The following is a 26,562-nucleotide window of genomic DNA, read 5'->3' as shown; positions in this document are numbered from 1 at the left end:
TTATTGGGACAAACGTTGTGCAAGCTCGTAAGTCACCATATCGAAATCTTTTTTTGTGTTAACCACTTTATCAATATCCGTCAGGGTAAGTTCACCCTTGATAATGCCACAACCTTTGTCTGTCTCGCCTGCGATCAGACTGCGAACAGCGAAATCGCCAAGACGGCTTGCCAGGTTACGGTCGAAAGGTGTTGGCGTACCCCCACGCTGAATGTGACCCAGAACGGTTACACGTGGCTCATACGTTGGGCAACGTTCCATCAGTTCTTTTGCTACATCCTCACCTTTGCCTACGCCTTCTGCAACGATGATAATACTGTGACGTTTGCCATGTGCAAAGTTAGCTTTCATCCGATCTGCTACTTCGTCCATATCAAATGGAACTTCTGGGACAAGAATCGTTTCAGCACCCGAAGCAAGTCCGGCATGCAGAGCGATATCCCCACAGTGACGACCCATAACTTCAACGATGGAAGAACGTTCGTGTGAAGACATCGTATCACGTAATTTGTTTACTGCATCAACTACTATGCTTACAGCTGTATCAAATCCGATGGTATAGTCGGTGAATGAAACGTCGTTATCAATCGTTCCTGGCAGACCCATGGTGTTAATGCCCAGCTTGCTCAGTTTATTCGCACCGTTGTAGGAACCATCCCCACCGATAACAACCAGACCGTCAATGCCACGCGCACGCAGAATGTCCGCACCTTTTTGCTGACCTTCAGCGGTATAGAACTCCTTGCAACGTGCCGATTGAAGAACCGTTCCCCCACGTTGGATGATATCCCCTACACTCCGCAAATCCATTGGGAAAATGTCATTATTCAAAAGACCCTGGTATCCACGTTGAACTCCAAATACTTCGAGACCGTGAAACAGTCCGCTGCGAACAACCGCACGAACAGCCGCGTTCATCCCCTGTGAATCACCACCGCTCGTTAATACTGCGATTTTCTTTACTGCTGTCATGATGTTTCTTCCTCCTCTAGTTTCACTTCAGGCTCCGCAATATCACACCTGACTTACATATTTTTCCGTATCCAGCGACTGAAAATGAAGAAAAATATTCTTGTGATCGGACTATTTTTCAGCAGACGTTTGGATACAACGCGAACTTCCTGTTGTTCGCTGACTTTGGGATCAGACAGGTAAATGGCAATCAGTCCTTCGATGATCATCCGGTGAAAGGAGCTTCCCGGAATCTTCTGTACATCACTGCGTGCCATCTCCACAATAAAAGCAATTCGGTCCAGCATTGTCTCCACATTCTCATAATAGTTGCAGAAGTTGAGATCTCCCCCGATGCGGTCCTCATCCTGATCAATTAAATAATCGAGCATAATGTGCAATGCGCATACATGTGGGAAATAGGCCGTATGGATCGAGGCCGCTTGCTCTTCAGTCAACTGATCGTCACTCGCAGCCAGAAACAGCATGAAAACGCCCAGTGTAGAGCCAGTTGCAGCAGCGAATTCGTTCCAACGAAACTGAGGTGTGCGATGACGATGCTCCGACCACCATTCGAGCAGTGCCGTTTCTCTCAGTTCCGGCTTGATATGCTTATATACCTGCAGGTCCGTGTATAGGCCTGCCAGATCCTGAATTTGGGGCTTGGCGGACGTATAGCCTGGTAACTGACGGGTCAGTTCCTGACATGTGGTCACCAGATTCCGCAGATATCCACCGTCATCCTGCTCCTCACGGAGGGCATAATAATTGACGGGAATTGCTTCGGGATCTACCGCATCAAGCATGGATTGATGGAGAAGACGAAAATCATCCGGGTCCATCGAGGTGCTGCGGTCGCACAGATTGTCCAAATAATCACTAATAGTTTGATATGAAACGATCAGCGGAATCAGAATGTGCCTATTGGGCAAATCAGCTAATGCGTAGACGGTTCCGCCTTCACAGTGAAACTGTTTATCCTTCAGACTGGCAAGTGCCTGTGTACGCAACTCCTCATTCGGAATCGCCTCAGCTTGAGCACGCCATCCATTCAGTGCCTTCCGTGTTTCCGGAATGGTGTATTTGTACACCCCTCTCATCAATGCCAGCGGTCCACGCGGATATTGATGACGTTTTCGATTTGATTGGCTCAAAATAAATGTGCCTCCACTTGGTTGAATACGTATTAGAGCGATTTTTAACCATTCCTATTATAATATGATCCCTTTAATTGTACAAATGATCTGCCGCATATTCCGCATAAAAAATCGCATCGGCGTTCAAAGCTTTGTGATATACTATCCATATTTCATCCATCAAAGGAGTCGTTGACATGTCGTCAAGTGAATCACTTTCGTGGAGACGGTTATTTTCTTTTTTTGTGCCACTTGGCATTTCCGCCTCTCTCGTCACCATTTCTCACGTCATCATAAACAGCACATTAGCACGTTCCGCTCATCCCGAGACGGTTATTGCCAGCTATGCCATCGCCGGTAGCTTGTTAACCCTCACGGAACGCCCCTCCACCCTGCTGCGGCAAACCTGTTCCGCACTGGTTCGCGATCGCCTTTCCTTTCAGGCCCTCACGTTTGTGACCAAAATATTTCTTGCCTGTGTGCTTCTCATTGGGTTTCTCATCGTATACTCTCCCGTTGGTACCGGGGTGTTCAAATACTTGTTTGGTGTAAGTCCGGATCTGCTGACCAAAGTCATCGACGTATATGAAATTCTCATGTATGTGAGTATCTTTTCAGTGATCCGCAACATCTATCAGGGGATCATCATTACGAATAACCGCACCAAGTGGTTAACCATCGGCATGGTATTCCGTTTAGCCGGCATGTACGGCCTATCCCTCTATTTCATATACACAGACAGCATTGACAGTGGACGTGTAGGCGCTATCATTTTTGCTGCTGGCATGATGATTGAAGCGCTCGTCAGCTTTCTGGAGGGAAACAGCATCAAGCGCAAGATGCCAGCCAAGCTTGAGGATCATCCCGTCGAGAGCAAGGGAGACGTATTTCGCTTTTATAAGCCACTGCTGTTATCCAGCTTTGTAGCGCTGTTCATAGGACCGGTTATTAACATCGTACTTGGCAAAACGACCGGGATCGCACTAGCCATTTCATCCTTTGCCATAGCAAGCAGTCTGATGCAGTTGATGCTAAGCTTCTTTACATACATCCATCAGATCGTGCTGAATTTCTACCTTGTGGATGCCAAACTGGTACGAAAATTCGCACTTGTCACCGGATTTATTCCGTTTGCGATGATGGTGTCGATTGCCTATACCCCCTTGGGACCATGGGTACTTGAAAATGTCATGAGCGTTCAGGGCGAACTGTTGGAACAAAGTCTGTGGACACTGCGTGCGTTTGTCTTATTTCCGCTGATCTTCCCTTTTCTGGATTTCAGCAATGGCCTCATTCTGCTTCGCGGTCAGACAAAAACGATGTTTCGTTCGCAAACGGCGAATGCAATCTGCACGGTAATTGTGCTGCTTATACTGGTTAGTATTTTCCCTGCGTGGAACGGCATGATTGGAGCTATTGCCCAATCCCTTGGCCTGCTCGCCGAACTTGTCATTGTCTGGCTTGTCATCCGGCGCACGAAGCAAGAACCTACGATGTCTGTGCCGAAAGCCCGTAAATCAACATCCCTGAAAGGGTAATAAAATCATTGAATTGTTATCAAGATTGGAGTCTCTCATCATGAAATTAAGTCACAACGCCCGCCCGGATCAGAACTGGCTGCGGGCTCTCATGTTCACCATCTTTGGTTCCACCGTTCTGGTGGTATCCTACTTCCAGCTTTACTTCAGTCATCTGGGCTTCAGTCGGGCTGAGATTGGATATCTCTACGGAATTGGCCCCCTCATCTCTGTGTTCTCCAATATGTTCTGGAGCATGGCCAGCGACCGCTACCAAACGGTACGCAAAGTAATGATCATTCTGCTTGGTGGTCAATTGATCACAGGGATCATGCTTGCCAACGCGACAACTTTCGGTCAGGTATTTGTACTCGTGACTTTGTTTTACTTTTTCTATTATCCGGTCTATCCACTCTCCGATACGATGGCTATTACAACGGCCAGCAAGTACGGCCGAAATTTCACTTCCATTCGAGTCTTCGGATCGATCGGTTATGCCTTCTTTGCATTAAGTATCGGGTATTTCCTTGGATCTTTCGGTCCAGGATGGACGATATGGCTTTGCGTCGGTCTTGCTGCCACTACATTATTGATCAGTTTTCAATTGAAGGATCAACCTTCAGGGAATAGTAGCAAAATGGATCTATCGGGGTTATGGGCTATTCTGAAACGCAGAGATGTGCTCACCTTTTTTGGCTGTGTATTTTTGCTTGCCATGGGACATCGCATGAACGAAGCATTTCTTACCATCACGCTAAAAGATCTGGGTGCCAGCGAGGGGCTGATCGGCTGGTCTTTGCTGATCTCTTCCGTAAGTGAAATTCCCATTTTCCTGCTGCTTAGCAAGTATGGAAACCGTTATAAGGAACTGCCACTAATCGCTTTTGCTGCACTGATGTATACAGTTCGTTTGCTTCTTATGTCCATATCCGATACACCTGCAGCTGTCGTTGCCATTCAGACGATGCATAGTGTTACCTTTGGTATTTTCTACGTTACGGCGGTCCGCTACATCATTCGCCTAGTTCCGGACGGCTACAGAGCAACGGGTATGGCTTTGTTCACCATTGTCTGGTCCAGTGCTTCGGGACTTCTTAGTGGAACGTTGGGCGGACTGCTGCTGGAACATGCAGGCAGACAAACCTTCTATCTCACCGCTATGGCTTTCTCCCTGGCTGCATTGATCGGTTTCGGATTGAAGTTATGGTCCAGCATGACCAATCGTGTATCCTGAAACCACAGGGAAACATACTCCATATTCAACCGATATTTACACTGGAAATTTTAGAATCAAAAAAAGCACAGCCTCCCATGGGGGACTGTGCTTAGGTTCTAATATTCAGCTATAAATTTATCATATATAAGAAGTCCGTTGACCGGAAAAATTCTTACAGTTTGTTTACGTTAGCTGCTTGAGGACCACGGTTTCCATCAGTAATTTCGAATTCTACCGCTTGACCTTCTTCCAATGTTTTGAAGCCGTCTCCTTGGATTGCGGAGAAATGTACGAATACGTCCTCGCCGCCTTCAACTGAAATAAAGCCATAGCCTTTTTCTGCGTTAAACCATTTAACTGTACCTTTCAAATGAAAAACCTCCTAAAAATATCGCCATCTATGGCGAATACCCTTATTATACTGTATGGGCTTCCATTTTGCAATTTATCTTTCCATAAATGTCGAAAAAATTTGCTTTGAATCGTAGGGTACGGTATCATTTTACCAAAACCGTTAGTTTGGAGACTACCTATGATAAAAAAACATGAAATATACAAAACAGACAAGTGGAATATGATGACCGTAGAAGTTCAAGGCAAATATCTCGTACTGCGAGAAATTTCGGAAGAGTGGGGCGAAGAATGCCATACTTTCCTTAGCCGTCCTGCATTAATGCACTGGGCTGAACGCCGTTTCCCAAAAGCAGATTTTGAGAACCGTGAGGATGAATGGCGTCAATTGATGGCTGCCTTCAAAGGGGTCTAACCCATGCAGCTTGACTCAAGCAATGTCGTCATCTTTATTATCCTTGCCTTCTCCCTTGGTATTGTGCTTATTCTGGGACGGAATTCCATCCCGGATCGACTGAGACGGGGAATGGCTCTTATTGCTACACTGCTCATTTGTTTTGCCTTTTTCCTGATCGTTTATTTTCTGTATAACATGGGAACCTAATAACGGGGACCCAGATATTCAAATATTTCAACGTGCCTAAGGTCATACTATACGAGATTATTCGTATCGTAAGGAGGAAGGCCGTTGAAATACCAGAAATCGCTATCTGTTATCCTGGTACTTAGTCTGATTCCTTCGTCTCTCTCCGCACACGCGAGTGCGACGAAGGCAGCTTCGTCCATACATTCATCAGATCATCAAAGGAGGATTTCCATGAGTCAATTATTGAAACGTTCCGAGGTACCGGCTGAACATAGCTGGAAACTGGAAGATTTATTTGCCGATCAGAAAGCCTGGGATCAGGAATATGAAGAAGTATCGTCTTTGACCAAGAAGGCCTCCGAATTCCAAGGCAAACTGAATCAACCTGATGTACTCAAATCTTGCTTCGAATTTGAAGATGAGATCAGCCTCAAAATAGAACGCCTCTTTGTGTACGCACGTATGCATCAAGATGAAGACACAGCAAATCCTACATATCAAAACCTGTCCCAAAAAGCCCAGAAATTAGGCGTACGGGTTGGTGAAGCACTTTCTTTTGTCACACCGGAGATTCTTTCCCTGCCAGATGACCAGTTGGATGCATTTATTGCGAACGAAAAACTCTCTGCTTATACATTTACGCTGGAAGAGATGAAACGCGAAAAAGCCCACGTTCTTAGCCAAGCAGAAGAGGCTTTGCTTGCACAGGTAGGCAACCTTTCACAAGCACCACAGACAATCTTTAGCATGCTGAATAATGCTGATCTCAAGTTCCCCCGAATCAAGGATGAACATGGTAACGAAGTTGAGCTGACACACGGTAGCTACATTCAGTTCCTGGAGAATCCTAATCGTGAAGTTCGCGAACGCGCCTTCAAAGCGGTATATGAAACCTATGCCAAACAGAAGAACACAATAGCTGCAGCCTTGAATGCAAATGTCACCAAAAATATGTTCTATGCTAATGTTCGGAAGTACCCTTCCGTGATGGAAATGTCCTTATACGGAGATAACATCCCAACGGATGTGTATACCAATCTGGTAGACACCATTCACGAGAGCCTTCCGTTATTGCATCGTTATATGGACCTGCGCAAAAAGTTGCTGGGTGTGGATCAATTGCACATGTACGATCTGTTCGCTCCACTCGTAGACGAATACAAAATGGACATTACCTATGAGGAAGCGAAACAAACGGTCAAAGACGGTCTGAAACCACTCGGCAAGGATTATGCTGACGCATTGCAGACTGGATATGATAACCGCTGGATCGATATATATGAGAATGAAAATAAACGTTCAGGCGCATATGCCTGGGGCGCTTACGGCACTCACCCGTATGTCTTGTTGAATCACAAAGATAACCTGAACAGCATGTTCACACTCGCACATGAAATGGGTCACGCTCTGCATTCACATTACTCGGATACAACACTTCCGTATCGTGATGCCCAGTACACCATCTTCCTGGCTGAGGTTGCATCCACAACCAACGAAGCGTTGCTGATGGATTATCTGCTTAACAAATCAACAGATCCAAAGGAAAAATTGTATCTGTTGACCTATTATGCCGACCAATTCCGTACAACGGTATTCCGTCAGACCATGTTTGCTGAATTCGAGAAAATCATTCATGAACGTGCGGAACAAGGTGACGCATTAACACCACAATTGTTATCCGAGATCTATTATGATCTGAACGTGAAATATCACGGAAAAGGCATGGCTGTCGACAAAGAAATTGAAATGGAATGGGCTCGTATTCCCCACTTCTATAACAGCTTCTACGTTTACAAATATGCTACAGGCTTCTCCGCAGCGACAAGCTTTTCCAAGCAAATCTTGGAAGAAGGCCAACCGGCTGTTGACCGTTATCTTGGCTTCCTGAAGAGCGGTGGCAGTGATTACTCCATCAATATTTTGAAAAAAGCAGGTGTGGATATGTCTACACCACAGCCAATTCGTGAAGCTATGAGTGTGTTCAAGGAATTGATTGAACAGATGGAGCAACTAACCAAATAAGGTTGTCTATCCATGTGACCTGCATCCCTTGCCCGTTTGGGCAGGGGATTTTATCATCATTGCAAGATGCAACCTACCCGAATATGGGTAATGCATATCTAGTTCTCAATTGTTCAACAAGGAGGCAACACCATGAAAATGCAATGGGCACTCATAGCAGGTCTTGTTTTTGCACTGCTCACGGGAATCTTTGCGGTCATTAATGTGGATTCCGTACAAGTCAACCTGTTATTTAACACGGTACAAATCCCGCTGATCTTGCTCATTCTCGGCTGTACCCTGATCGGTGGAATTATTGTAGGGTCATATGGCATCTATCGCCAATACAGACTGCAACGTGAAAATAAACAACTGAAATTGCGTGTATCTGAATTGGAAAGTTCCACGACAAGCAAATCTACATTGGATTCTTTCAAATCGATGGATTCGCTTGACTCAAATAAATCCGATAGCCTATTGGAGAAGGATTCGATCCAGAGTCAGCGCAAAGGAAACCCTACGGGAACACTGTAACCAATCAGAGACAGCCTGCTGGCGAGTCAGGAATGGTAGTATCACATTCTCTCCCCCAGACAGGCTGTATTTTGTTTCACCATACCCACGATCCGAGGAGGAAATTACACAATGAGTTTTACAATTGATGAATCATACGTTCTGTCTTTTCTGAAAAAATTGCTGGACACACCAAGTCCAAGTGGTTACACACATCATATAATCGAGATGATCCGGAAGGAAGCAGCAGCACTGGGCATCGCCTGTGAGCTGAATAACAAGGGCGGTGCGGTGCTTACATTGCCCGGACAGGATTCGTCCAAGACAATCGCTTTAAGCGCCCATGTGGATACGCTAGGGGCCATGGTACGCTCTGTTACATCCTATGGCACATTGAAGCTTACCTCTGTCGGTGGCTTTTCGATGCAAAGTATCGAAAACGAATATTGCAGCATCCATACTCGGGATGGAAAGACATACACAGGCACCATTCTTTCCCTTCATCCGTCTGTCCACGTCTATCCGGATGCACGTACCTTTGAACGGACTGAGAACCATATGGAGGTCCGAATCGATGAAGTTGTCTCCTCCAAGGAAGATGTGTTGAAACTCGGGATCTCTGTCGGCGACTTTATCTCCTTTGATGCTCGCGCAGTCATCACGCCGAGTGGTTATATCAAATCACGTCATCTGGACGACAAAGCCAGCGTAGCTGCCCTCTTTGGCATCCTTGAGTCTGCACATCGTGAAGGCTGGAAACCATTACATAACGTCTCTCTGCTTATCTCGAACTATGAAGAAGTTGGACATGGCGCATCGTATATCCCTGCGGAAATCAGTGAAATGATCGCTGTAGACATGGGAGCCATGGGCGATGACCTGAGCTGTAAAGAAACTGACGTTTCCATATGTGCCAAAGATTCTTCTGGCCCGTATGACTACGATATGACCAGTCGTCTCATTGAACTGGCCAAACAGGATGGGATGGATTACGTCGTGGACATTTATCCCCACTATGGCTCAGATGGCAGTGCAGCATTACGCGGAGGAAACAATATCCGAGCAGCACTGATCGGTCCGGGGGTTCACGCATCTCATTCCATGGAGCGTACGCATAAGGATGCTGTACTGAATACGGCACGATTGCTCGCAGCCTACATTACAACCAAGTAAAACAGAATCATTGATCGACGAAATTGTCATGGATAACATCCACATGTTCGTCTAAGCAGAAGGCCCCTTCCAAGCACAGCAATTCGGTGTGCTTGGAAGGGGCCTTTTTTGTCATATCTCTTAATCTGCCTGTTCCACATATGCATGATATTTACGATCCAATATCTCTAACTCTGCCTTATGGTCATGTATTTCATTTCTTAACACATGCATGGTCTTCCTAACCGCGCTTAGTCCATCCTTCACCTGACGTTCGGCTTTGCGAATTTTGTCCTGAACCATCCAGTCCACGAAGAGGTTATCGAAGAAATAGTCTGCGAATGAAAGCAGACCTCCCAGATGCAGATCCGCGTGTACTGCCATCTCTACATCCTCCAGTTCCTTCTGGAAACGTCGTAGACGCTTACCTGCATCCATGATGGCGACCTGAGCGTCATCCATTCGTCCTCGCTTGATATGCGTGGAGATGACCCCACCGCCCATCATGTCATATACACCCCAATTACCTGCCGAAGACAAGGCCTTCTCGGCACGTTCAAGGGCATCAACCAGATACTCTCCCTCCCGGAAAGCTTCATCCAGTTCCTGTAGCTCGCTCGCCAGATGTTCCCGATTCTCAGCCATCTGTTGCAATTCCGCATCCTGGTCCAGCAGTCGACCTTCCTTCTTCCCCCACAGAGCGTTGTAATCGCTTTTCCAGTACTGATACTGCCGTTGACCCTCCAACTCCTGCTCCACATGGATTCGTTGCTCCTGTACGTCTTGTAACATGCGACAAGCGGTGTCGTATGCAGCCTTGCTCTCCATGAGTTCGAGCTCTTCCTTCTCCAGACGTTCCGTCTTTTTGCCAATCAGTTGATAGAAAAATGCTGACAATGTCATGCTGTTCAATCGCTCAACGTCCTTCTGCTCCTTCTGGAGATGCTCCAGACGACGTTTTACCTTTGCTTCCCATTCAGTTTCCTCCGTTTGAAGCTTCTCCAAACGTTTGGTCCATTTCTCGTAAATTCTCCCCTTTTCCTTGAGCACTGCCAACTGTTGATTAATTTCCTTATACATAAGTGTGGTGTTCTCTCCCTTCTATGGAATTCTTTACTTATAAAACGTAATGAGCATACAGAACGTTTCACTTTAATGCGCAAATTCACAGACAAAAAAATCGCCCTTTTCTCCAATGCGACATAAAGTCACTATAGAAGAAAGGGCGATGTTTAGTTATAAATCAAGACTTGCTCTGTTCAATCTGCTCTGCAAGTTCATTCAGAACGGTCCAGCGTTCCATCAATTCGTCCAGATGGCGCTCAGCCTCAGCTTGCTCAGCCATCAACTCCTGCAGACGGGCAGAATCACTAAATGACTCTTCCATCTCTTTGTTAATCCGGACGAGATTGGCTTCAGCCTTCTCAATATTTTCATCAATCTGGTCGTATTCACGTTGCTCCTTGAAGCTGAATTTCAACTTCGGTTTAGCCGCTGACACAGCAGGCGTCGTTTTATCTGATGACTGCTTCACCTTCGCTGCTCCTGTGTCACTCTCTTGATTAGCTCCAGGCGCATTTTTCAGCATCCACTCTGCATATTCACTGTAGTCACCGACGTGTACACGTACAGCACCGTTGCCCTCAAAAGACAGCACTTTATCCACAGTACGATCAAGGAAATAGCGATCATGGGATACCACAAAAACTACACCCGGAAAATCGTCCAGATAGTCTTCCAGTACAGCGAGTGTCTGGATGTCCAGATCATTCGTCGGCTCATCCAGGAGCAATACATTCGGCGCAGCCATCAGCACACGCAGCAGATACAGGCGACGCTTCTCTCCACCAGACAGACGTGAGATTGGCGTCCACTGGGATGCCGGGGTAAACAGGAACCGCTCCAGCATCTGGGATGCTGTTATCAGAGAGCCATCGGCTGTTTTCACATTCTCGGCCACTTCTTTAATATACTCAATGACACGAAGAGATTCGTCCATCTCCTGATGTTCCTGTGTAAAGTAGCCCAGATTGACCGTAGGACCAACGTCAACCACACCAGCATCGGGTTCCAGCTTGCCAGATATCATCTGAAGCAACGTGGACTTACCACTACCATTCGGTCCAACAATCCCTACCCGATCTCCAGGTACGGCAATATAACTCAGATCTTCGATCAGTTTGCGGCCACCGACGGATTTGGAAAGATGCTCGATCTCCAGAATCTTTTTACCCAAACGAGTGGAGCCAACCGATACTTCCAATGAACCCGAGCGCTGGACTCCTTGTTGGTCTTTGAGTTGTTCGAAGCGATCAATTCTCGCTTTTTGTTTCGTTGTCCGCGCCTTGGCACCACGACGAATCCATGCAAGCTCCGTCCGAAGCAAGTTCTTGCGCTTCTGTTCGGAAGAAGCTTCACGTTCTTCGCGCTCCGCCTTCAGTTCCAGGAAACGTGTATAGTTCGCTTCATATCGGAACAAACGTCCATGATCCAATTCCAGCATGACATTCGCCACACGATCCAGGAAATACCGATCATGCGTAATCATAAGCAGTGCGCCGCGGCGCTTCTGCAGGTACTGCTCCAACCAAACGACCGAGTCATTATCAATATGGTTCGTCGGCTCATCCAGAATGAGCAGTTCGCAAGGGTGAATCAGCGCAGCAGCGAGTGCTACCCTTTTGCGTTGTCCACCAGACAATGTGCCCATTAGTGCATCGAATTGACGAATACCCAATTTGGACAAAATGCTCTTCGCTTCGCTCTCCATCTGCCAGAGCTGAAGCTGCTCCATTTGCTGATTCAAACGTAATAACCGCTCTTGCAATGCTGGATCGGACGAGTTCAGTTCCAATAGTTCCATCGTTTCCGTATATTCACGCACGGTTTTCATTTCCATGCTGTCACCTTCGAATACTTGTTGCAGTACCGTATTATCCGGATTGAAGTCCGGATTTTGTGCCAGGAACTGAATACGTACGTCATTACCGATCGAGATCTGTCCCGCGTCTGCAGGTTCCATACCAGAAATCACACGCAAAAACGTGGATTTTCCGGTTCCATTTACCCCAACGACACCAATCTTGTCCTGATCAGCCATACCAAATGAAGCGTCCTTGAACAATATTTTCTCGCCATAACTTTTTGCAATTTGTTCTACCGTCATTATGTTCATTGCGCGTACCCACTTCTCTGTAAAATAGAATTCAATATTACTCGTACCCACACAAGCACTTACGTTTTCAAAAAGGACCGACACCCATCCAGAAATAATGCTGCTGAGAAGGCAATTCGTTTGTTCAAATCTTCTTCGTTGAACTCTGGATTAAGCATAATATCCATCTTCAGACGATCCAGAATCCCAATGTATGATTTGGCTAATAAGACTGGCTCAGGTACACTTGCACTTTCCAGCACCTCGCACACCATGCTCATGTATTGATTCATAAATTCTTTCATAAATTGCATCAGATCCGGATCATTATTAGGTGCCATAAAAAAGAGCTTGGTATGATTGCGACGCTCATAATAATACGTAAGGTGGGTCTTGGCTATAGCGCCAAGTTTATCACCTGTGTTCTCATGCGAGTTCAAAGCATATTCAAGACGACTGATAAAACTGTTACAGTCCCGCTTGGATACTGCTACAAATAATTGTTCCTTACTTTTGAAATATAAATAAATGGTGCCTTTTGCGATGCCAGCTTCGTCTGCAATATCAGACATTTTGGTCTCATAAAAACCCTTCGAGCCAAAAATACCATAGGCTGCATCCAAAATAGCCTCCGATTTGTCTCCATGTACAGTGTTCAAATGTTACTCCCTCCTACAACGCCAAAATGTTACCCAATCCAATCGCCACACATCCGCCAATGACCGAGCTAAGCACGTTCACCAGGTCGTTACTCATCCATGCCCAGCCACGAGCCCGAACCGTTGGATGCCCGCAATGTTCATGCACCTCAACTTCACGACCACACACGGTACAACGATACATCATCTGCACCGTTGCGCCCAGATAGGAATCGGCAAACGCCCCTGCCAATCCGCCTGCAAGGCCGACAAAAATCCAACTAAGCAGACCAAGCCCTTCTACCCCGGCGATCCAGGAAAAGAAAAATGCTCCCGCACCAATCAGAGCCCCACCTACAGCTGCAGCCACGGTGCCAAGAAGTGAAACGCCTCCTGAGGCACCTGGAGTAAGTACCTTCCACGTGAGAACAGAGCGCGGCGGCTTACGACTGAGACTCCCAATTTCGGTTGCCCATGTATCCGATGTAACGGTAGCCATTACACCAATGAAAGCATATACCCATGCCGGATGGGGAAATATCCAGTATCCCAGACACAGAAACATGCCCATCCCACCATTAGCCATCACTTGCCCAGCATCCCGATTTCCTGACTTGGCATAGGATTTCTCCAGCTCCTGCTTCCGATCTTTACGAAACCTGGAGAGCAACGTTGAAGTGATGAAAAACAACAATAACGTGCCAAACCAGAACAGGTTACCCGCTCCGTAATATATCGTTCCCATCATAATTGCTGCCAGGCAGCCAGACAGGGTTAGCGACTTTTTCGCATAGGCAGCACCTGCCACCATAGAAGCGCATACGGCGCCAATAATCCAATCCATAATGTCTCCTGCATGCAGCGTATACACAGTCCGCATGACGTTTATTGTATTTTTGAAACTCAATTATACCACGGTTTGATGTCAATGCCGAAACTCCAGAGGCCAGCACACAAAAAACCTGTTTTGGCCTCGTGTAGAAGTGCCAAAACAGGTTATTGATCAAACGTTAAAACAAGATAACTTCCCTTTTCAAGTTACGTCTGGAATTCGGTGTTCCCAGGTTCTGTTTCAGACCCGCTTCGCTCCTCCAATGACCCCATATCGGTAGAGTACTCTGCGACCAAACCAGTTGAACAATCGATCCGTCAGGAATCCCATAAAACCCAGGGAAATCAGCCCGACAAAAATCCAATCTGTTCGGAAAAAGAGTCTGGAATTCCAGATTAAGTAACCCACTCCCTCATTCGAGGCAATCATCTCAGCACCGATTATGGCCATATACGAGGTTCCCATCGCCAGTCGCACACCCGTGAAGATATACGGGGTTGTCGCCGGCACAATCACATGCAGCAGAATCTGCCGTTCATTGGCTCCCATACTGCGGGCCGACCGGATTTTGTCTTCTTCAACGGAGAGTACACCTGTCAGTGTATTCAACACAACAATGAAGAAGGTTGCGTACATAATGAGCGCGATCTTGGATTGCTCACCAATTCCGAACCACACCAGAAATAAGGTAATAAAGGCGATCGGCGGGATAAAACGTATAAAGTTAAGGAACGGTTCCGCGAACAGCCGGATGAGATGAACTTTGCCAATAATCAGCCCTACCGGAATAGCAATGATACTTCCGAGTACCCAGCCCGCCAGTACACGAGTGAAGCTGATTCCGATATACTCCATCAGCGTACCGTCAGCAATCAGTTCGCGTGCTCCCAGGATCGTGTGCCACGGACCAGGGATTACGTCAGGCCCATAGATAAGGGCACCAAGCTGCCAGATTAAGATGACCGTTACCCATAGAAGCGGGATAGACACCCATTTTTTCTCCAACCATTTCATTTACATATCACCTCAATTATTCTTCAAAATGGCCTTGAATTCGGTCATACAGGGTGTTGAACTCAGACGAGGCGATGTTCCTCGGGTAAGGTAACGTGTTGTGGTAAATATCCGTGATATTCGAAGATGGACCTACAGACATAATGCCTATGCGCTCCCCAAGCAATAACGCCTCCTGAATATCGTGTGTGACAAAGATAACAGTTTTATGTGTTTCTTTCCAAATATTCACAAGTTCCTTCTGCATGGTTCGTCTCGTCATGGCGTCCAGCGCACCGAATGGCTCATCCATCAGCAAGATCGCTGAGTCATTCGCAAGTACGCGGGCCAATTGAACACGCTGCTTCATACCACCTGATAGCTCTTTCGGAAATTTCCCCTCATGAGCACTCAGTCCCACAAGCTGGATGTATCGATCAGAGATCTCACGTCGTTGTGTCTTGGGCACCTTGGACATTCGAAGTCCGAATTCAACATTTTCCCTCACGGTTAGCCATGGAAAGAGAGAAGAATCCGCCTGCTGGAACACCATCGCCCGATCCCTGCCCGGTCTGTCGATCTCCTTGTTGTCTACCTTGAGCTGTCCGCCCGACTTGGAAATAAAACCCGCGATCATGTTCAGCAGCGTTGACTTCCCGCAACCACTGGGACCAAGCAGGACAAAGAACTCTCCTCCCTTGATAACCAGATCGACATCCTTAATGATATAATGCACATCCCCATTGGTCGGGGCATGATACGTTTTCCGAAGCTGTTCAATATGAATGGTATGCTCAGTTGCAGGTAAGGACATAACGGACACCTCCCATTTCATTTCAATAAGAATTATTTACTGTATGTCACTTTTTCCGGCAGAGCCTGTTGGAGAGAAGTCAAGTCGAGTTTGGTGTCGAGATCAAAATCCTGTTCGATGATTCCGGTGTCCACCATATATTGCTTCTGACCTGCCAAACTATCATAAGCAGCCTGCGTAAATCCAACTTCCCATGGATTGATCGGAAGGTCTTTCAACGTGGCATCTTTAGGCTGTTTGGTCTCTTGATACATCAGATCCGCAACTTCTTCAGGATGCGCTTGAGCATACGTGGATGCTTCATCCAGCGCCGCAAGGAAGTCACTTATCTTTTCAGGGTTTGCCTGGATGAATTCATTATTCGATACCAGTCCCATACCAAGGCGTATAGGGGTCTGAGACATATCCGTCAGCTGATGTACTCCTTCGAGTGCATCGAATTTATCGGTTAACGCGGAACCTATAACCCAAGCGGCATCAAGGTCTCCCTGTTTCAGTGCGATGTAGGCTTCATCAAAAGCCCCCTGACCAATTTGCGTCACATCACTCAGCGCCACTCCCTGATCTTTCAAATATTCATCCCATAGATACGGAATAAATGTGCCTCGAATGAAACTCACTTTCTTGCCCTTCAAATCCGCTCCACTCTGAATATCCTCTCTTGCATACAGCTTCCAGGCGGCTGCCGCTTCATCCGTAGTCTGACCTGCGGAAGCGACGACTGAATATTCCCCTTTAGCCAAAGCATTTAATACAGGGAAGTCCGCCCCGTACGCAATATCTACCTGTTTGATAAATAGTGCATTTACACCTTCAGCCGGTGAGCCAAACGTAATACTCTCTGCATCAATGCCCCGTTTTTCAAAGAAACCTTTGGCAATGGCTACCCTGAACGTTGGGTTCGTACTTGTATCTGCAATTCGAATTTTTACATTATCGGTATTCTTGCCGGTAGCGTCTTTTGCTCCAGATCCTGCTGCGTTTGAACTGCATCCGGATAATAGGAGTGCCGTAGCCAGGAATAATATCAATACGCCTGTAATTATGGATGGTTTTCTCACAATATACACCCCATTCGATCTAGTCATGATTCTTGACGCTTAACTGCCCGACTTGCCTTCATCCGACGTTGCCACACAGGCTGCACCCTCCACAAATGGAAGAGTTGTTTCTACGCTCACGATGGATGCAGAACCTTTGGGTGCTGCTCCCGGGACCCTGTAGGTGGAGACATCAATGGCTTCGATGGCAACTTCCTGCGGTTTCTCCAACTGTGGAACCCACTGATAAGGAACTCGATATGAGCGATAGACCATATTGGTATTCCGCCCATCCGTGTACGGGGAGACATACTCCCAGACCAGCTCATGCTCCGCTGTGACTTCGAACAATCGGCCATTGGAACCTTCGGTTATCAGGGTGTTGCCGTTAGGTAAACGCTGGGCGGAACTGATGTATGGGCTATAAAATTTATAAGAATCCGTCGGAACCGAGAAACCTGCTTCTGCCGAGGTATACTGCCAGACAATCTCCAGGGTGACCGGGTTAATCTCCAGTACACGGGAGTGATCCCGAATCGCATGTTTCAATCCAAATGGAGAAGCCGGATTTGGGAGGCCGTAACCTGCCCAGCCGCCATTGTCGAATACGAGCAAGTTGCCTTCTCCCGGTAGACCTTGGGGAATGATATGTGCATGATGCTGTCCGATAATTGTGCCAATGTGTTTCGCTTCAGTTGAAGCATAGTCTGGCCCTAGTCTCCACACGATCTTTCCACTCTGTCTGTCCGTAATGGCAATTATATTGGCCTCTCTGGCATCCCAGATAATATTGTCGGGGTGAAACCGTTCGTCTCCTTCTTCATAGAAACGGTTGGGTCCGACATAAGAGGCAGAATTAATATGTAACCAGTCACCGACGCCACCGCCCAGATGACCGAAAGAACGTGTATTCGGATCACGGAACAGGACATTTCGAGCAGCTTCATCAAAACCTAATTCTTCAAAGTGCTCGTTAGGCAGCCACTCCCAGATTACCTTCCCCTCCCAATCCACTTCGATAATGGCGTCATCAAGTAATGGCTTATCTGAAATTTGAGGATTACTCACATTTTTGTGTGCCAGGATGAGCGTTTTACCACTCTTCGCCTTCGGCGCAAGGCCAGGTGCATAGTAACCTACCGGATTACCCTCACGCTGATAATCATGATGCTGGCGGGCATACCATAGTGGCTCATACCCCGGATCTTCAATATGTTCGTAGCTATTGTATTTCCATACAATGTTGCCGTCCCAATCCACTTGCACCAGATCGACATTGTCCTGAATACCGAACTTCGGATCTCTCCGACCCGTGCTGCCCAGCACGTAGCCGCCAGGTAATATTTTGGCCGGAAAACCTAACAATCCTTTCCACAGGTGGACCTCCTTTCCATTCATATCGATCAATACTACGCCTTCCTCACCTGCCTGATAAACGGTATAACCGCCCCAAGCCTTATCCGGATTGTATAACGTTGCTCCAGTTGGATATATCGTTGAGTGTCCCATTGATCATCTCTCCCCTAGAATGTTTGTGGTATATCAAATGTCGTTACTTTGACCCAACCTCAATAACTGAGATAGTTACTCTTCCCGGTACTGTCCTGCTGCTTCTGCTCAAGGTTACTTGTCGAGGACCGATCATGTTCTTGTATCCCGTTGTTCTCCGCCAATTCCAGCACCGCGTCCGAGAACCCCTCCAGATTCGCTACTACCCGCTCGTAGAATTGACTTTGCTGCTCCAGTTCCTCACTCGTAAAACCCTCAAACAGAAGCGTGATACATCGGGCACCGATGTTGCTGTTTCTCGCATACATCTCCCGCCCGCTTGATGTGATATCCAGTAAAACCGTCCGGCGGTCGTCTTCCTTTCGTCTGCGGATGGTGAGTCCCTTTTTCTCCAACTTATCGGTCAGAGCTGTAATGGCACCCGATGTAAAGTCCAACTGTTCTGCCAGATCTCCAAGCCGCTGTTCTCCCTCACGAATGATTTTGTGCAGGATAAGCATGCCTGGCAGGCTGATACCTTCTACAGAGATGCGATCCCGCTCTTTGACGAATCGTCTGACCATTTTGCGAAATAACCAATCCGTCCGCTCCAACGCTTCCCAGTCTCTATCGCTCATTCCATAACCTCCTTGTTCGTTTGAAGCTTCAATAAAGATACGAAAAAAGGCCCCCGAGGACATTCCTTAGAGGAGTAGTCCCGGGAGCCTTTGGTGGTCCAATCAGCTCAATGCAGTTTTCAGTTCAAATTAGTTCACTGTTCATTTAATGAGTATTAAAATAATTGAGATTATCATATAACCAACTAACCCAACCTGTCAAGTGTGAATTATATTAATGATCTTTTCTTTTTGCAGCCATTCTCCGCTAGGTTGAAATTACTTATCCTGTTTTAAGTTTCACTTCAGGTTTCCCGTTTACACTATTCTCAGATCGAAACATGAACAAATACACTTACGACAAGCTACGATTCAGTTCGTACTCAACTACAGAAATGAGGATTATCCATATGAATATGAAAAGAGTCATTATTATAGGCACAATGATTGTCACCATGTCCTTCGCTGGAACAGCCTGGGGCCAGTCTGCCATCTCTCCCATACCTACTGCTAAATGGTCCATCGTTGACTTGGACACTCGTGAGGGAAGCAGCGACGAGCTGCTCAGCGCTCTGAATCAGCCTTCAGAAGCAGATCTGTATCAGGAGCTGTACAACGGAAAATCACTGAGGACAATTACGGAAGAAAATAACGGGAATTTGGATGAGGTCATTGCTATACAAGTAAGACAACTCAAAGAGCAGTTGGATGAACGGCTCGCAAGTGGAAGTATCCGTTCGGAGCAACATGCTGCACAACATGCTGAACTGGAAGAGTTGGTCACACAGAGCGCAAATACAGCATACAGCTTGGCGTAAATTAGTAGCGTTAGCGTATCCGTACAATGAAGGTATAAACATATATCCACGATAACAAAGCAAAAAGGAGCGTATTCACGCCCCTTTCTTGTAACCTATTCATCTCAAGCAGGTTGATGTGTAATCCTTATTGCGCTGCCCCAATCTTGCAGGCACCCAAGGATTCGCCGTCCCATGCCAGTTCGAGCACATCTCCTGCTTGTGTTGGTCCAACACCTTCAGGTGTTCCTGTAAAAATGACATCGCCCGGCCCCAGGCCGTAATGGTGACCTACATAATCCACAATATCCTGTAAACTGAAGATCATATTACGAATGTTACCACGCTGGACTTCCTCACCATTTTTGGTCAATGTAAAGTCTTTTTCCAGTAATGCTGCCGCACCCGGGAATGCCTGAAATGCAGTAACCGGAGCGGAATTTTTGAACCCTTTGGCCGCCGTCCACGGGTGGCCCTTTTTCTTAATCACGGTCTGTACATCACGTAACGTAAAATCAATACCAAACCCATACGCATCCACCAGTTCATCTACCGCCATACCTGGCTCAAAATTCCGGCCGATTTGAACGACCAATTCAGCTTCATAGTGAACTTCACCCTTGGTAGCAGGCAATTCAAGCGTTTCGCCATTCAGGGGCACGACTGCATGAGAAGGTTTCATAAAGATCATTGGCTCATCCGGAACCGCGTTACCCAATTCTTCCGCGTGAAGTTTATAATTGCGTCCTACACAGTATACATTGCGAATGTTAGTCAACATGGGTATATTACCACCTTTATCGGATTCATTAGTGCATATAGGAAAGTTAGGGTCTGAAAAATCGGCTGCTCGTCTCCTGAAATGCCAGCTCCCATACGTCAGGACGGTTCGTACATAACATGAGTTCTGGATCAACCGCCGCCAGTTTCTTCATAATGGTCTTGTCATCCACTGTCCAAGCCATCACCCGAATGCCTGCACTCCGCATCTCGTTCATTAAGGATTTATCTACATTGGTGTATCCAATCGAGAGGAATGTACAATTCATCTTCCGCAGGGCGGTTAACAGATCGCCTGGTCGTGCATCGATAATCAGCCCCGTCTGGATCTCCGGTGCAAGTTTCTTCACTTCGATCAGAGCGGCTGGTTCAAATGAAGTAATCACAACATCATTTTGCATATGTCTTTTTCTCACTTCATGTACAACAGCCGCAGGCAGACCCGGGTACATGTCTCCCTGCGTTTTCAGTTCAATGTTCAAACGCACTCTGCCGCACGAGCGATCTAACAATTCACTTAGCGCCGGAATCCGTTCGCCTTTGTAAGACTTATTTTTCCATGCTCCGGCATCCAGACGTTGCAGATCAGCCCAATCGGTTTCCCGAACCAGGCCCTTGCCATTCGTCGTGCGATCCACTGTAAAATCATGAATAACCACTGGCACACCATCACGCGACAACTGCACATCCAGCTCCATCCACTGAACTTCAGGCCGCTCCATGGCCATCAGGAATGCAGCCATCGTATTCTCTGGTGCAATAGAAGAAAATCCACGGTGCGCTACACAAAGGTTGTTCATTCGATTCCCTCCTCAAAAAGGTTTTTAATTAGGTGAAGCGACCCCATTCCCATCATATCGAATACCCGGGGAGAGCTTAGCCATCTGTTCCAACAGCAGTTTGTTCGCCTCATCGATCATCGGAATGGCCTGACCAAGCCCAGCCTCATAAGGGATAACTTTCATGCTGCAAGCTGCATCTTGACTACAGCGAGCCTGAAATACCGCCGTTTTCCAAGTCTCTTCGGTTGTTGATCTGGAGAAAATGAAATTTCCCGTACTGTATGCAATCCACTTCCCCTTATAGTACTCCAACCCTTGCAACACATGAGGATGACCACCTATGACCAGATCAGCGCCAGCATCTACAAACTCATGAGCCAATCGGGTCTGGTCACTATTCGGAGTACTTACACGTTCCTCTCCCCAGTGTGCAACCACGATCACCAGATCAGCCTTCTTACGGGCCTCCTGGATCGCTTTGACTGCTCCTGTGGAATCGTAGGCTTCAGCCACGCCAGCCCGATTGCCTTCAGCCTTCCAACTCGTTTCCGGTACAACGCGGGAGAACCCAAGCAATGCAATCTTCATGCCTTTGCGTTCCAGATATGCTGGTGCATAGGCCTCATCCCTGTTCATACCTGCCCCGGTGTGAGCTATGCCATATTCCTTGAGATAAGTTAACGTATCCACCAAGCCCTCTACGCCCTGATCCAAAATATGATTGTTAGCCAAATTGACAGCATCAAAACCGGCTGAAGCCATTGCCGCCAATGCTTTGGGCGATGATTTGTAGACATAGGTTTTATCAGCTGCACTGGTACCACCATGAGTTATTGGTGTCTCCAGGTTACCGATGGTAAGATCATCATCCTTGAATAATCTGCCGAGTTTGGCAAAGGGATAGTCATAACCGTTCTTATCCAGCAACTCAGCAACTTTGCCCGAGAATTGAATATCACCAACAAAGTTAATCGTGACATCCTTCGCTGAATTGGAAGGTTTCGACGTCCCTGATTCCTGATCCACACCTGCATTTCCCTTGGTGCTGGATGGTGTCGAAGTTGCTACAGGTTTTTTCGTTCCGGATTCTGCTTTCTCACTATTGGTATTGCCTGAAGTGTCAGGTGTCGCTACTCCAGATGTCTTATCTGCATCCGCTGTTGTCTCTTCATCCGTAGCTTCGTGTTCTTCTTCCGAATTCTCATCGGATTCCGAGTCTGGAGAAGTTACTTGATCGCCGCCTTTGGCATCGTCTCCAATGGAAGGCTGATCCTGATCGACGATTTCTTGTTTCACCGGCTGGTCTGCCTGTTGCTGACGTGTATCAATGACATAAAAAATGCCCACCAGACCAATTGCAATGATCAATACAATATTAACTGTCCAGATGATTGTGATTGTATTGCGGGTGCGTTTACTACCTTTTTTCTTCTTTACACTTCGCTCTGATCTTGGGGGATACATAAGCAACTCCTCTTCTTCTTCACAGCCATACATACCATTATATCAGGCATATTCTGGATTTCCATCATTCGTTGGAACTGTATCGATTGAAAGGGTATGAACTCAGTTAGCTTCCAGATCTTCACATAAAAAAAGCCATCTCTCCAGTAGATAATTCTACGTTTGAGACAGCTCTCTTGCTGTACTTAATCTGCTGCAAGCTCTTGTGTAGCCTGAACAGACATTTCCTTCGCTTGTCTGATGCAATCAGGCAAACCTACGCCCTCATAACCTGCACCTGCAATGTACACACCCGGTAATTTGCTGCCAAGCTCCTCACGGAGGGCGGCAATATGTTGGAGGTGTCCCACCGGATACTGTGGCATGGATTTACGTAGCCTTGTAATCTCGGAGAAGATCGGCACTGCTTCAATACCCATCGTCTCTCTCAGATCCTTGAGAACCAGATTCGTCAGCGCTTCATCCGGAAGCTCTACGTTCTGTTCGTCACCGGAGCGACCAACATAACAGCGGAGCAGTACTTTATCATCCGGGCTCGTATGCAGCCATTTCGTCGATGTCCACGTACAAGCCGTAATATTACGGCCCTCTTTCCGCGGAACGAGGAAACCCGACCCGTCGAATACATGCTCCACCTCTTTTTTCTCAAAAGCGAGCACTACATTGGCTACAGACACATAGTTAATCGCATCCAGTGCCGCTGTATCCACGTGAGGCTTCAACAGCTCCGACGCGACATATGCCGGCACAGTAACCACTACATCATCGGCTTCAAGCATTTCGCCATTACCAAGTTCAACAATGTATCTGGTCTGCGCTCCATCAAGGCGTTGCAGTGACTTCACCGCAGTGTTCAGACGTTGATCCACATCCTGCAACTCGTGGACGAGTGCATGAACAAGGCTCTGAAGTCCCTGACGAAAGTTCAGAAAAGCGCTCCGTTTTGTTCCGGTATGCGTTTCAGCCGGTTTGCGACCCGTCATCATGCCCCGGATCAAGCTGCCGTAATCGCGCTCTACTTCTCCGAACTGCGGGAAGGTAGCCTGGAGGCTCAATCGCCGCATATCACCTGCATAGATTCCTGCGAGCAGGGGTTCCGTCAAGTTCTCCAGCACTTCAGCTCCAAGACGGCGTTCAATCATATAACCGAGCGATTCATCCTCTGTTGTACGACGTGGCGGGATGACAAAATCCATCAATGCCCGCAGTTTGCCTGCCGGAGAGACCAGACCACTTCTCAAGAATGGTCTTAGTTCCGTCGGGATACCGAGAACAAGTCCTGCTGGCATAGGATGAAGCTTGCCACGCTGCATGATATACGTTTTCTTCGACTCCGGATTCTGACTGACCAGTTCATGATCGATCTCCAATTCTTTAGCCAGGTCAATCATTGCTGTTTTGCGAGCCAGGAAAGAATCCGGCCCTTTTTCAATCACAAATCCATCCCGGTGCAGTGTCTCAATCATACCTCCCATGGACGAGCTTTTCTCGACCAAAGTAATCACGGGTTCAACGCCTGCTTCCCGGTAATGCTTGCGGATATAAAATGCCGCGCTGAGGCCGGTAAGGCCACCGCCGACAACAACAACACGGCGTTTCTTATCACCCATTACTCATCCGACCCTTGCTGCCATTGGCTTATAATAACGTCGCTTAACGTCTCCATGTATAGAGGATCGCTATTGAGGGAGTCAATACGCATCAGGCGCATGTCGATCTCTTTGGCAATCGATTTGGCCTCAATATCGAGATCATAGAGCACTTCGAGATGATCCGAGACAAACCCGATTGGTGCCACAAGTACATCCTCTACCTGTTCACGAGAAAGCTCCTGTAACGTATCCAGAATATCCGGTCCAAGCCAAGGCTCAGCTGTTCGTCCGGCACTCTGCCACGTAAATTGCCAATTGGTTATGCCTACACGTGAGGCAATCACTTCCGAAGTCTCCAGCAATTGTTGCGGGTATGGATCACCCATCTCCACAATACGTGCCGGCAGACTGTGCGCACTAAACAACACCTTCACATCTCCGCGTTTTGCTCCAGCTTCTTCGAACGCATCCAACTTGGCACTGACACGTGTGGACAACGCCTGAATTAACTTCGGATGCAGATGATAACTCTCAATAAAGGACATATGAACGCCCAGCTCTTCTGCTTTTTCACGCGCACGTTTGATATAACTGCCTACACTCATCGTGGAAAAATGAGGAGCCAGTACAATACCAATGGCTGTCTGAATTCCATCCTTCGCCATCTGCTCCACGCCATCCTCAATAAACGGATAGGCATGCTTCAGTCCTTGATAACAACGGAATTCCACATCAGCGCCACGCTCATCGCGGTTTAATGTCTCTTGAAGGGCCTTGACCTGATTGTCTGTGTTCTCACGAAGTGGGAAAACACCGCCAACAATGGCTTCATAACGGTCCGTCAGTTCCTTCAATTGCTCCGGTTCAGGCGGACGTCCTCTGCGGATATGTGTGTAATACGCTTCAACACTCTCCATATTTTCCGGTGTGCCATACGACATCACCAGTACACCTACAGTATTAGTCATTGGTTACCGTCACCCCAGTCTTCATTGCTTCGGCAGAATATTCATGAATATACGCCGTTAGTTCTCTGAGCTTCTCTAGCGATGCTTCAGGAAATAATCCGTGTCCGAGGTTGAAAATATAACCCGGCTCCTTGATTCCTTCGTCAATAATCACTTTGGCTTGCTCTTTAATCAGTTCCATCGGGGCAGTCAGCAAATATGGGTCCAGGTTACCCTGTACTGCAAATTTGCCGCCAAGCCGTTGACGCCCTTCCGAAATGGATACTCTCCAGTCGAGTCCAATCACATCGGCTTGCAGATTATGCAGTGTTGGCAACAACTCACCGGATGCAACACCAGGGAAATAAATCTTCGGTACATTCAAATCCGATAATTCGGTAAAGATACGGGTAATCGTAGGCAACACATATGTTCTGAAGTCTTTGGGAGAAAGTGCTCCAACCCAGCTGTCAAACAACTGGAATGCCTTACCGCCATTCGCAATATGCGCACGGACATATGTAATAACCATATCACCAAGCTTCTGCATCAGCTTGTGCCACACCTCAGGCTCGCTGTACATCATCGTTTTGGTGCGGATATAACCTTTCGAAGGTCGGCCTTCAATCAGATAACTGGCAATCGTGAATGGTGCGCCCGCAAACGTAATCAGAGGCACATCAAGCTCCTTATCCAGAATTCGAATGGTTTCCAGAATATGTGACAGATCTCCTTCTACGTCGATGGGACGCAGCCGATCCACATCTGCAGCGGACCGAATAGGATTATCGATAACTGGACCAATATTTTTTACAATGTCAAAATCAATGCCCAGAGAGGCAACCGGATTCATAATATCGGAATACAAAATAGCCGCATCTACACCAAGTTTGCGTACCGGCATGAGTGTAACTTCAGCCGCCAGCTCGGGTTGTTTGCAGATCTCTAACAAGGAGTACTTTTCTTTAATTTTGCGATATTCAGGATCGTAACGTCCAGCTTGACGCATGTACCATACCGGGACACGGTCTACCTGTTGTTTGAAACTTGCCCGAATCAGTCGATCATTATAGCTCATGTAAGAAGCCTCCAATAGTTTTTGGACTCATAATTACCATTATGCCCTTTTTAAACAGCCGTAACAACCACATGCAGATGCGTTCTACGTGACAATACTATGACATTCCTTACACCCATCCCT

General features: G+C 47.2%; 26 protein-coding genes. 8 read left to right on the top strand and 18 right to left on the bottom strand.

From position 1 onward, the window contains the following. The gene (pfkA, locus tag AC4E8D_RS10635; RefSeq protein WP_036609663.1) at positions 1-972 is read right to left on the bottom strand and encodes a 6-phosphofructokinase; all 972 of its coding nucleotides are present in this window, start codon (positions 970-972) and stop codon (positions 1-3) included. Between the two features lie 53 nt (positions 973-1,025). Then, entirely contained in the window at positions 1,026-2,105 is a 1,080-nt protein-coding gene (locus tag AC4E8D_RS10630) for a tetraprenyl-beta-curcumene synthase family protein (RefSeq protein ID WP_017689390.1), read from the bottom strand. Positions 2,106-2,284: 179 nt separating this feature from the next. On the opposite strand from AC4E8D_RS10630, the gene AC4E8D_RS10625 reads away from it, so the two are divergent. Both AC4E8D_RS10625 and AC4E8D_RS10620 read left to right on the top strand, forming a co-directional pair. Continuing rightward, positions 2,285-3,625, top strand: a complete 1,341-nt coding sequence (locus tag AC4E8D_RS10625) for a polysaccharide biosynthesis protein (RefSeq protein ID WP_221823355.1) — start codon at positions 2,285-2,287, stop codon at positions 3,623-3,625. Positions 3,626-3,665: 40 nt separating this feature from the next. Then, complete coding sequence (locus tag AC4E8D_RS10620) at positions 3,666-4,838, top strand: MFS transporter (RefSeq protein WP_221823353.1); 1,173 nt, start codon at positions 3,666-3,668, stop codon at positions 4,836-4,838. 154 nt (positions 4,839-4,992) lie between these two features. On the opposite strand, the gene AC4E8D_RS10615 is transcribed toward AC4E8D_RS10620, so the two are convergent. Beyond that, a complete protein-coding gene (locus AC4E8D_RS10615) occupies positions 4,993-5,190 on the bottom strand; it encodes a cold shock domain-containing protein (RefSeq protein ID WP_017689394.1) in 198 nt (65 codons plus the stop codon). A gap of 162 nt (positions 5,191-5,352) precedes the next feature. Between AC4E8D_RS10615 and AC4E8D_RS10610 the strand changes: the two genes are divergently transcribed. The 5 genes from AC4E8D_RS10610 to AC4E8D_RS10590 all read left to right on the top strand — a co-directional run bounded on the left by AC4E8D_RS10610 (position 5,353) and on the right by AC4E8D_RS10590 (position 9,444). Beyond that, complete coding sequence (locus AC4E8D_RS10610) at positions 5,353-5,586, top strand: hypothetical protein (protein WP_017689395.1); 234 nt, start codon at positions 5,353-5,355, stop codon at positions 5,584-5,586. Between the two features lie 3 nt (positions 5,587-5,589). After that, positions 5,590-5,775 (top strand): hypothetical protein, encoded by a 186-nt coding sequence (locus tag AC4E8D_RS10605; RefSeq protein WP_047842378.1) that lies wholly within the window; start codon positions 5,590-5,592, stop codon positions 5,773-5,775. 213 nt (positions 5,776-5,988) lie between these two features. Next, positions 5,989-7,779: an oligoendopeptidase F gene (gene pepF, locus AC4E8D_RS10600; RefSeq protein ID WP_221823351.1), complete on the top strand. Its 1,791-nt coding sequence runs from the start codon at positions 5,989-5,991 to the stop codon at positions 7,777-7,779. Positions 7,780-7,911: 132 nt separating this feature from the next. Beyond that, positions 7,912-8,292, top strand: a complete 381-nt coding sequence (locus tag AC4E8D_RS10595) for a LapA family protein (RefSeq protein WP_127543949.1) — start codon at positions 7,912-7,914, stop codon at positions 8,290-8,292. A 111-nt stretch (positions 8,293-8,403) separates the two neighbouring features. After that, positions 8,404-9,444 carry a M42 family metallopeptidase gene (locus AC4E8D_RS10590; protein WP_339300500.1) on the top strand — a complete coding sequence of 347 codons (1,041 nt, stop codon included), beginning with the start codon at positions 8,404-8,406 and terminating at the stop codon, positions 9,442-9,444. Positions 9,445-9,564: 120 nt separating this feature from the next. Here the strand turns inward: AC4E8D_RS10590 and AC4E8D_RS10585 are convergent, their stop codons facing one another. From AC4E8D_RS10585 to AC4E8D_RS10545, 9 genes are all read right to left on the bottom strand, one after another. After that, on the bottom strand, positions 9,565-10,503 hold the full coding sequence (locus AC4E8D_RS10585; protein WP_221823346.1) for a hypothetical protein: 939 nt from the start codon (positions 10,501-10,503) through the stop codon (positions 9,565-9,567). A 163-nt stretch (positions 10,504-10,666) separates the two neighbouring features. Next, positions 10,667-12,598: an ABC-F family ATP-binding cassette domain-containing protein gene (locus AC4E8D_RS10580; RefSeq protein WP_253507266.1), complete on the bottom strand. Its 1,932-nt coding sequence runs from the start codon at positions 12,596-12,598 to the stop codon at positions 10,667-10,669. A gap of 59 nt (positions 12,599-12,657) precedes the next feature. Further along, positions 12,658-13,236, bottom strand: coding sequence for a TetR/AcrR family transcriptional regulator (locus AC4E8D_RS10575; RefSeq protein ID WP_221823344.1), 579 nt, complete (start codon positions 13,234-13,236; stop codon positions 12,658-12,660). 13 nt (positions 13,237-13,249) lie between these two features. Next, positions 13,250-14,059, bottom strand: a complete 810-nt coding sequence (locus AC4E8D_RS10570) for a DUF92 domain-containing protein (RefSeq protein ID WP_490206214.1) — start codon at positions 14,057-14,059, stop codon at positions 13,250-13,252. A 228-nt stretch (positions 14,060-14,287) separates the two neighbouring features. Further along, a complete protein-coding gene (locus tag AC4E8D_RS10565) occupies positions 14,288-15,061 on the bottom strand; it encodes an ABC transporter permease (protein WP_074094444.1) in 774 nt (257 codons plus the stop codon). A 16-nt stretch (positions 15,062-15,077) separates the two neighbouring features. Beyond that, positions 15,078-15,854 (bottom strand): ABC transporter ATP-binding protein, encoded by a 777-nt coding sequence (locus AC4E8D_RS10560; RefSeq protein ID WP_221823342.1) that lies wholly within the window; start codon positions 15,852-15,854, stop codon positions 15,078-15,080. 32 nt (positions 15,855-15,886) lie between these two features. Continuing rightward, on the bottom strand, positions 15,887-16,942 hold the full coding sequence (locus AC4E8D_RS10555) for an ABC transporter substrate-binding protein (protein WP_221823340.1): 1,056 nt from the start codon (positions 16,940-16,942) through the stop codon (positions 15,887-15,889). Between the two features lie 12 nt (positions 16,943-16,954). Further along, positions 16,955-18,403, bottom strand: a complete 1,449-nt coding sequence (locus tag AC4E8D_RS10550) for an aryl-sulfate sulfotransferase (protein ID WP_221823338.1) — start codon at positions 18,401-18,403, stop codon at positions 16,955-16,957. A 59-nt stretch (positions 18,404-18,462) separates the two neighbouring features. Beyond that, on the bottom strand, positions 18,463-19,020 hold the full coding sequence (locus AC4E8D_RS10545; protein ID WP_221823336.1) for a MarR family winged helix-turn-helix transcriptional regulator: 558 nt from the start codon (positions 19,018-19,020) through the stop codon (positions 18,463-18,465). 389 nt (positions 19,021-19,409) lie between these two features. On the opposite strand from AC4E8D_RS10545, the gene AC4E8D_RS10540 reads away from it, so the two are divergent. Beyond that, positions 19,410-19,817, top strand: a complete 408-nt coding sequence (locus AC4E8D_RS10540; RefSeq protein ID WP_490206213.1) for a hypothetical protein — start codon at positions 19,410-19,412, stop codon at positions 19,815-19,817. A 127-nt stretch (positions 19,818-19,944) separates the two neighbouring features. On the opposite strand, the gene AC4E8D_RS10535 is transcribed toward AC4E8D_RS10540, so the two are convergent. The 6 genes from AC4E8D_RS10535 to hemE all read right to left on the bottom strand — a co-directional run bounded on the left by AC4E8D_RS10535 (position 19,945) and on the right by hemE (position 26,439). Beyond that, on the bottom strand, positions 19,945-20,577 hold the full coding sequence (locus tag AC4E8D_RS10535; RefSeq protein ID WP_221823332.1) for a fumarylacetoacetate hydrolase family protein: 633 nt from the start codon (positions 20,575-20,577) through the stop codon (positions 19,945-19,947). Between the two features lie 46 nt (positions 20,578-20,623). Continuing rightward, a complete protein-coding gene (locus tag AC4E8D_RS10530; RefSeq protein ID WP_221823330.1) occupies positions 20,624-21,376 on the bottom strand; it encodes a glycerophosphodiester phosphodiesterase in 753 nt (250 codons plus the stop codon). Between the two features lie 24 nt (positions 21,377-21,400). Beyond that, complete coding sequence (locus tag AC4E8D_RS10525; protein WP_221823328.1) at positions 21,401-22,822, bottom strand: CapA family protein; 1,422 nt, start codon at positions 22,820-22,822, stop codon at positions 21,401-21,403. Between the two features lie 185 nt (positions 22,823-23,007). Then, a complete protein-coding gene (hemY, locus tag AC4E8D_RS10520; protein WP_405131957.1) occupies positions 23,008-24,432 on the bottom strand; it encodes a protoporphyrinogen oxidase in 1,425 nt (474 codons plus the stop codon). Beyond that, on the bottom strand, positions 24,432-25,382 hold the full coding sequence (gene hemH, locus AC4E8D_RS10515) for a ferrochelatase (protein ID WP_221823324.1): 951 nt from the start codon (positions 25,380-25,382) through the stop codon (positions 24,432-24,434). Before hemH ends, hemY begins: the two co-directional genes overlap by 1 nt. After that, the gene (gene hemE / locus AC4E8D_RS10510) at positions 25,375-26,439 is read right to left on the bottom strand and encodes a uroporphyrinogen decarboxylase (RefSeq protein ID WP_221823322.1); all 1,065 of its coding nucleotides are present in this window, start codon (positions 26,437-26,439) and stop codon (positions 25,375-25,377) included. Before hemE ends, hemH begins: the two co-directional genes overlap by 8 nt. Between the last annotated feature and the right edge of the window lie 123 nt (positions 26,440-26,562).

This window comes from Paenibacillus sp. SRL342, assembly GCF_984798905.1.
This window is presented reverse-complemented; position numbering and strand designations above follow the sequence as displayed.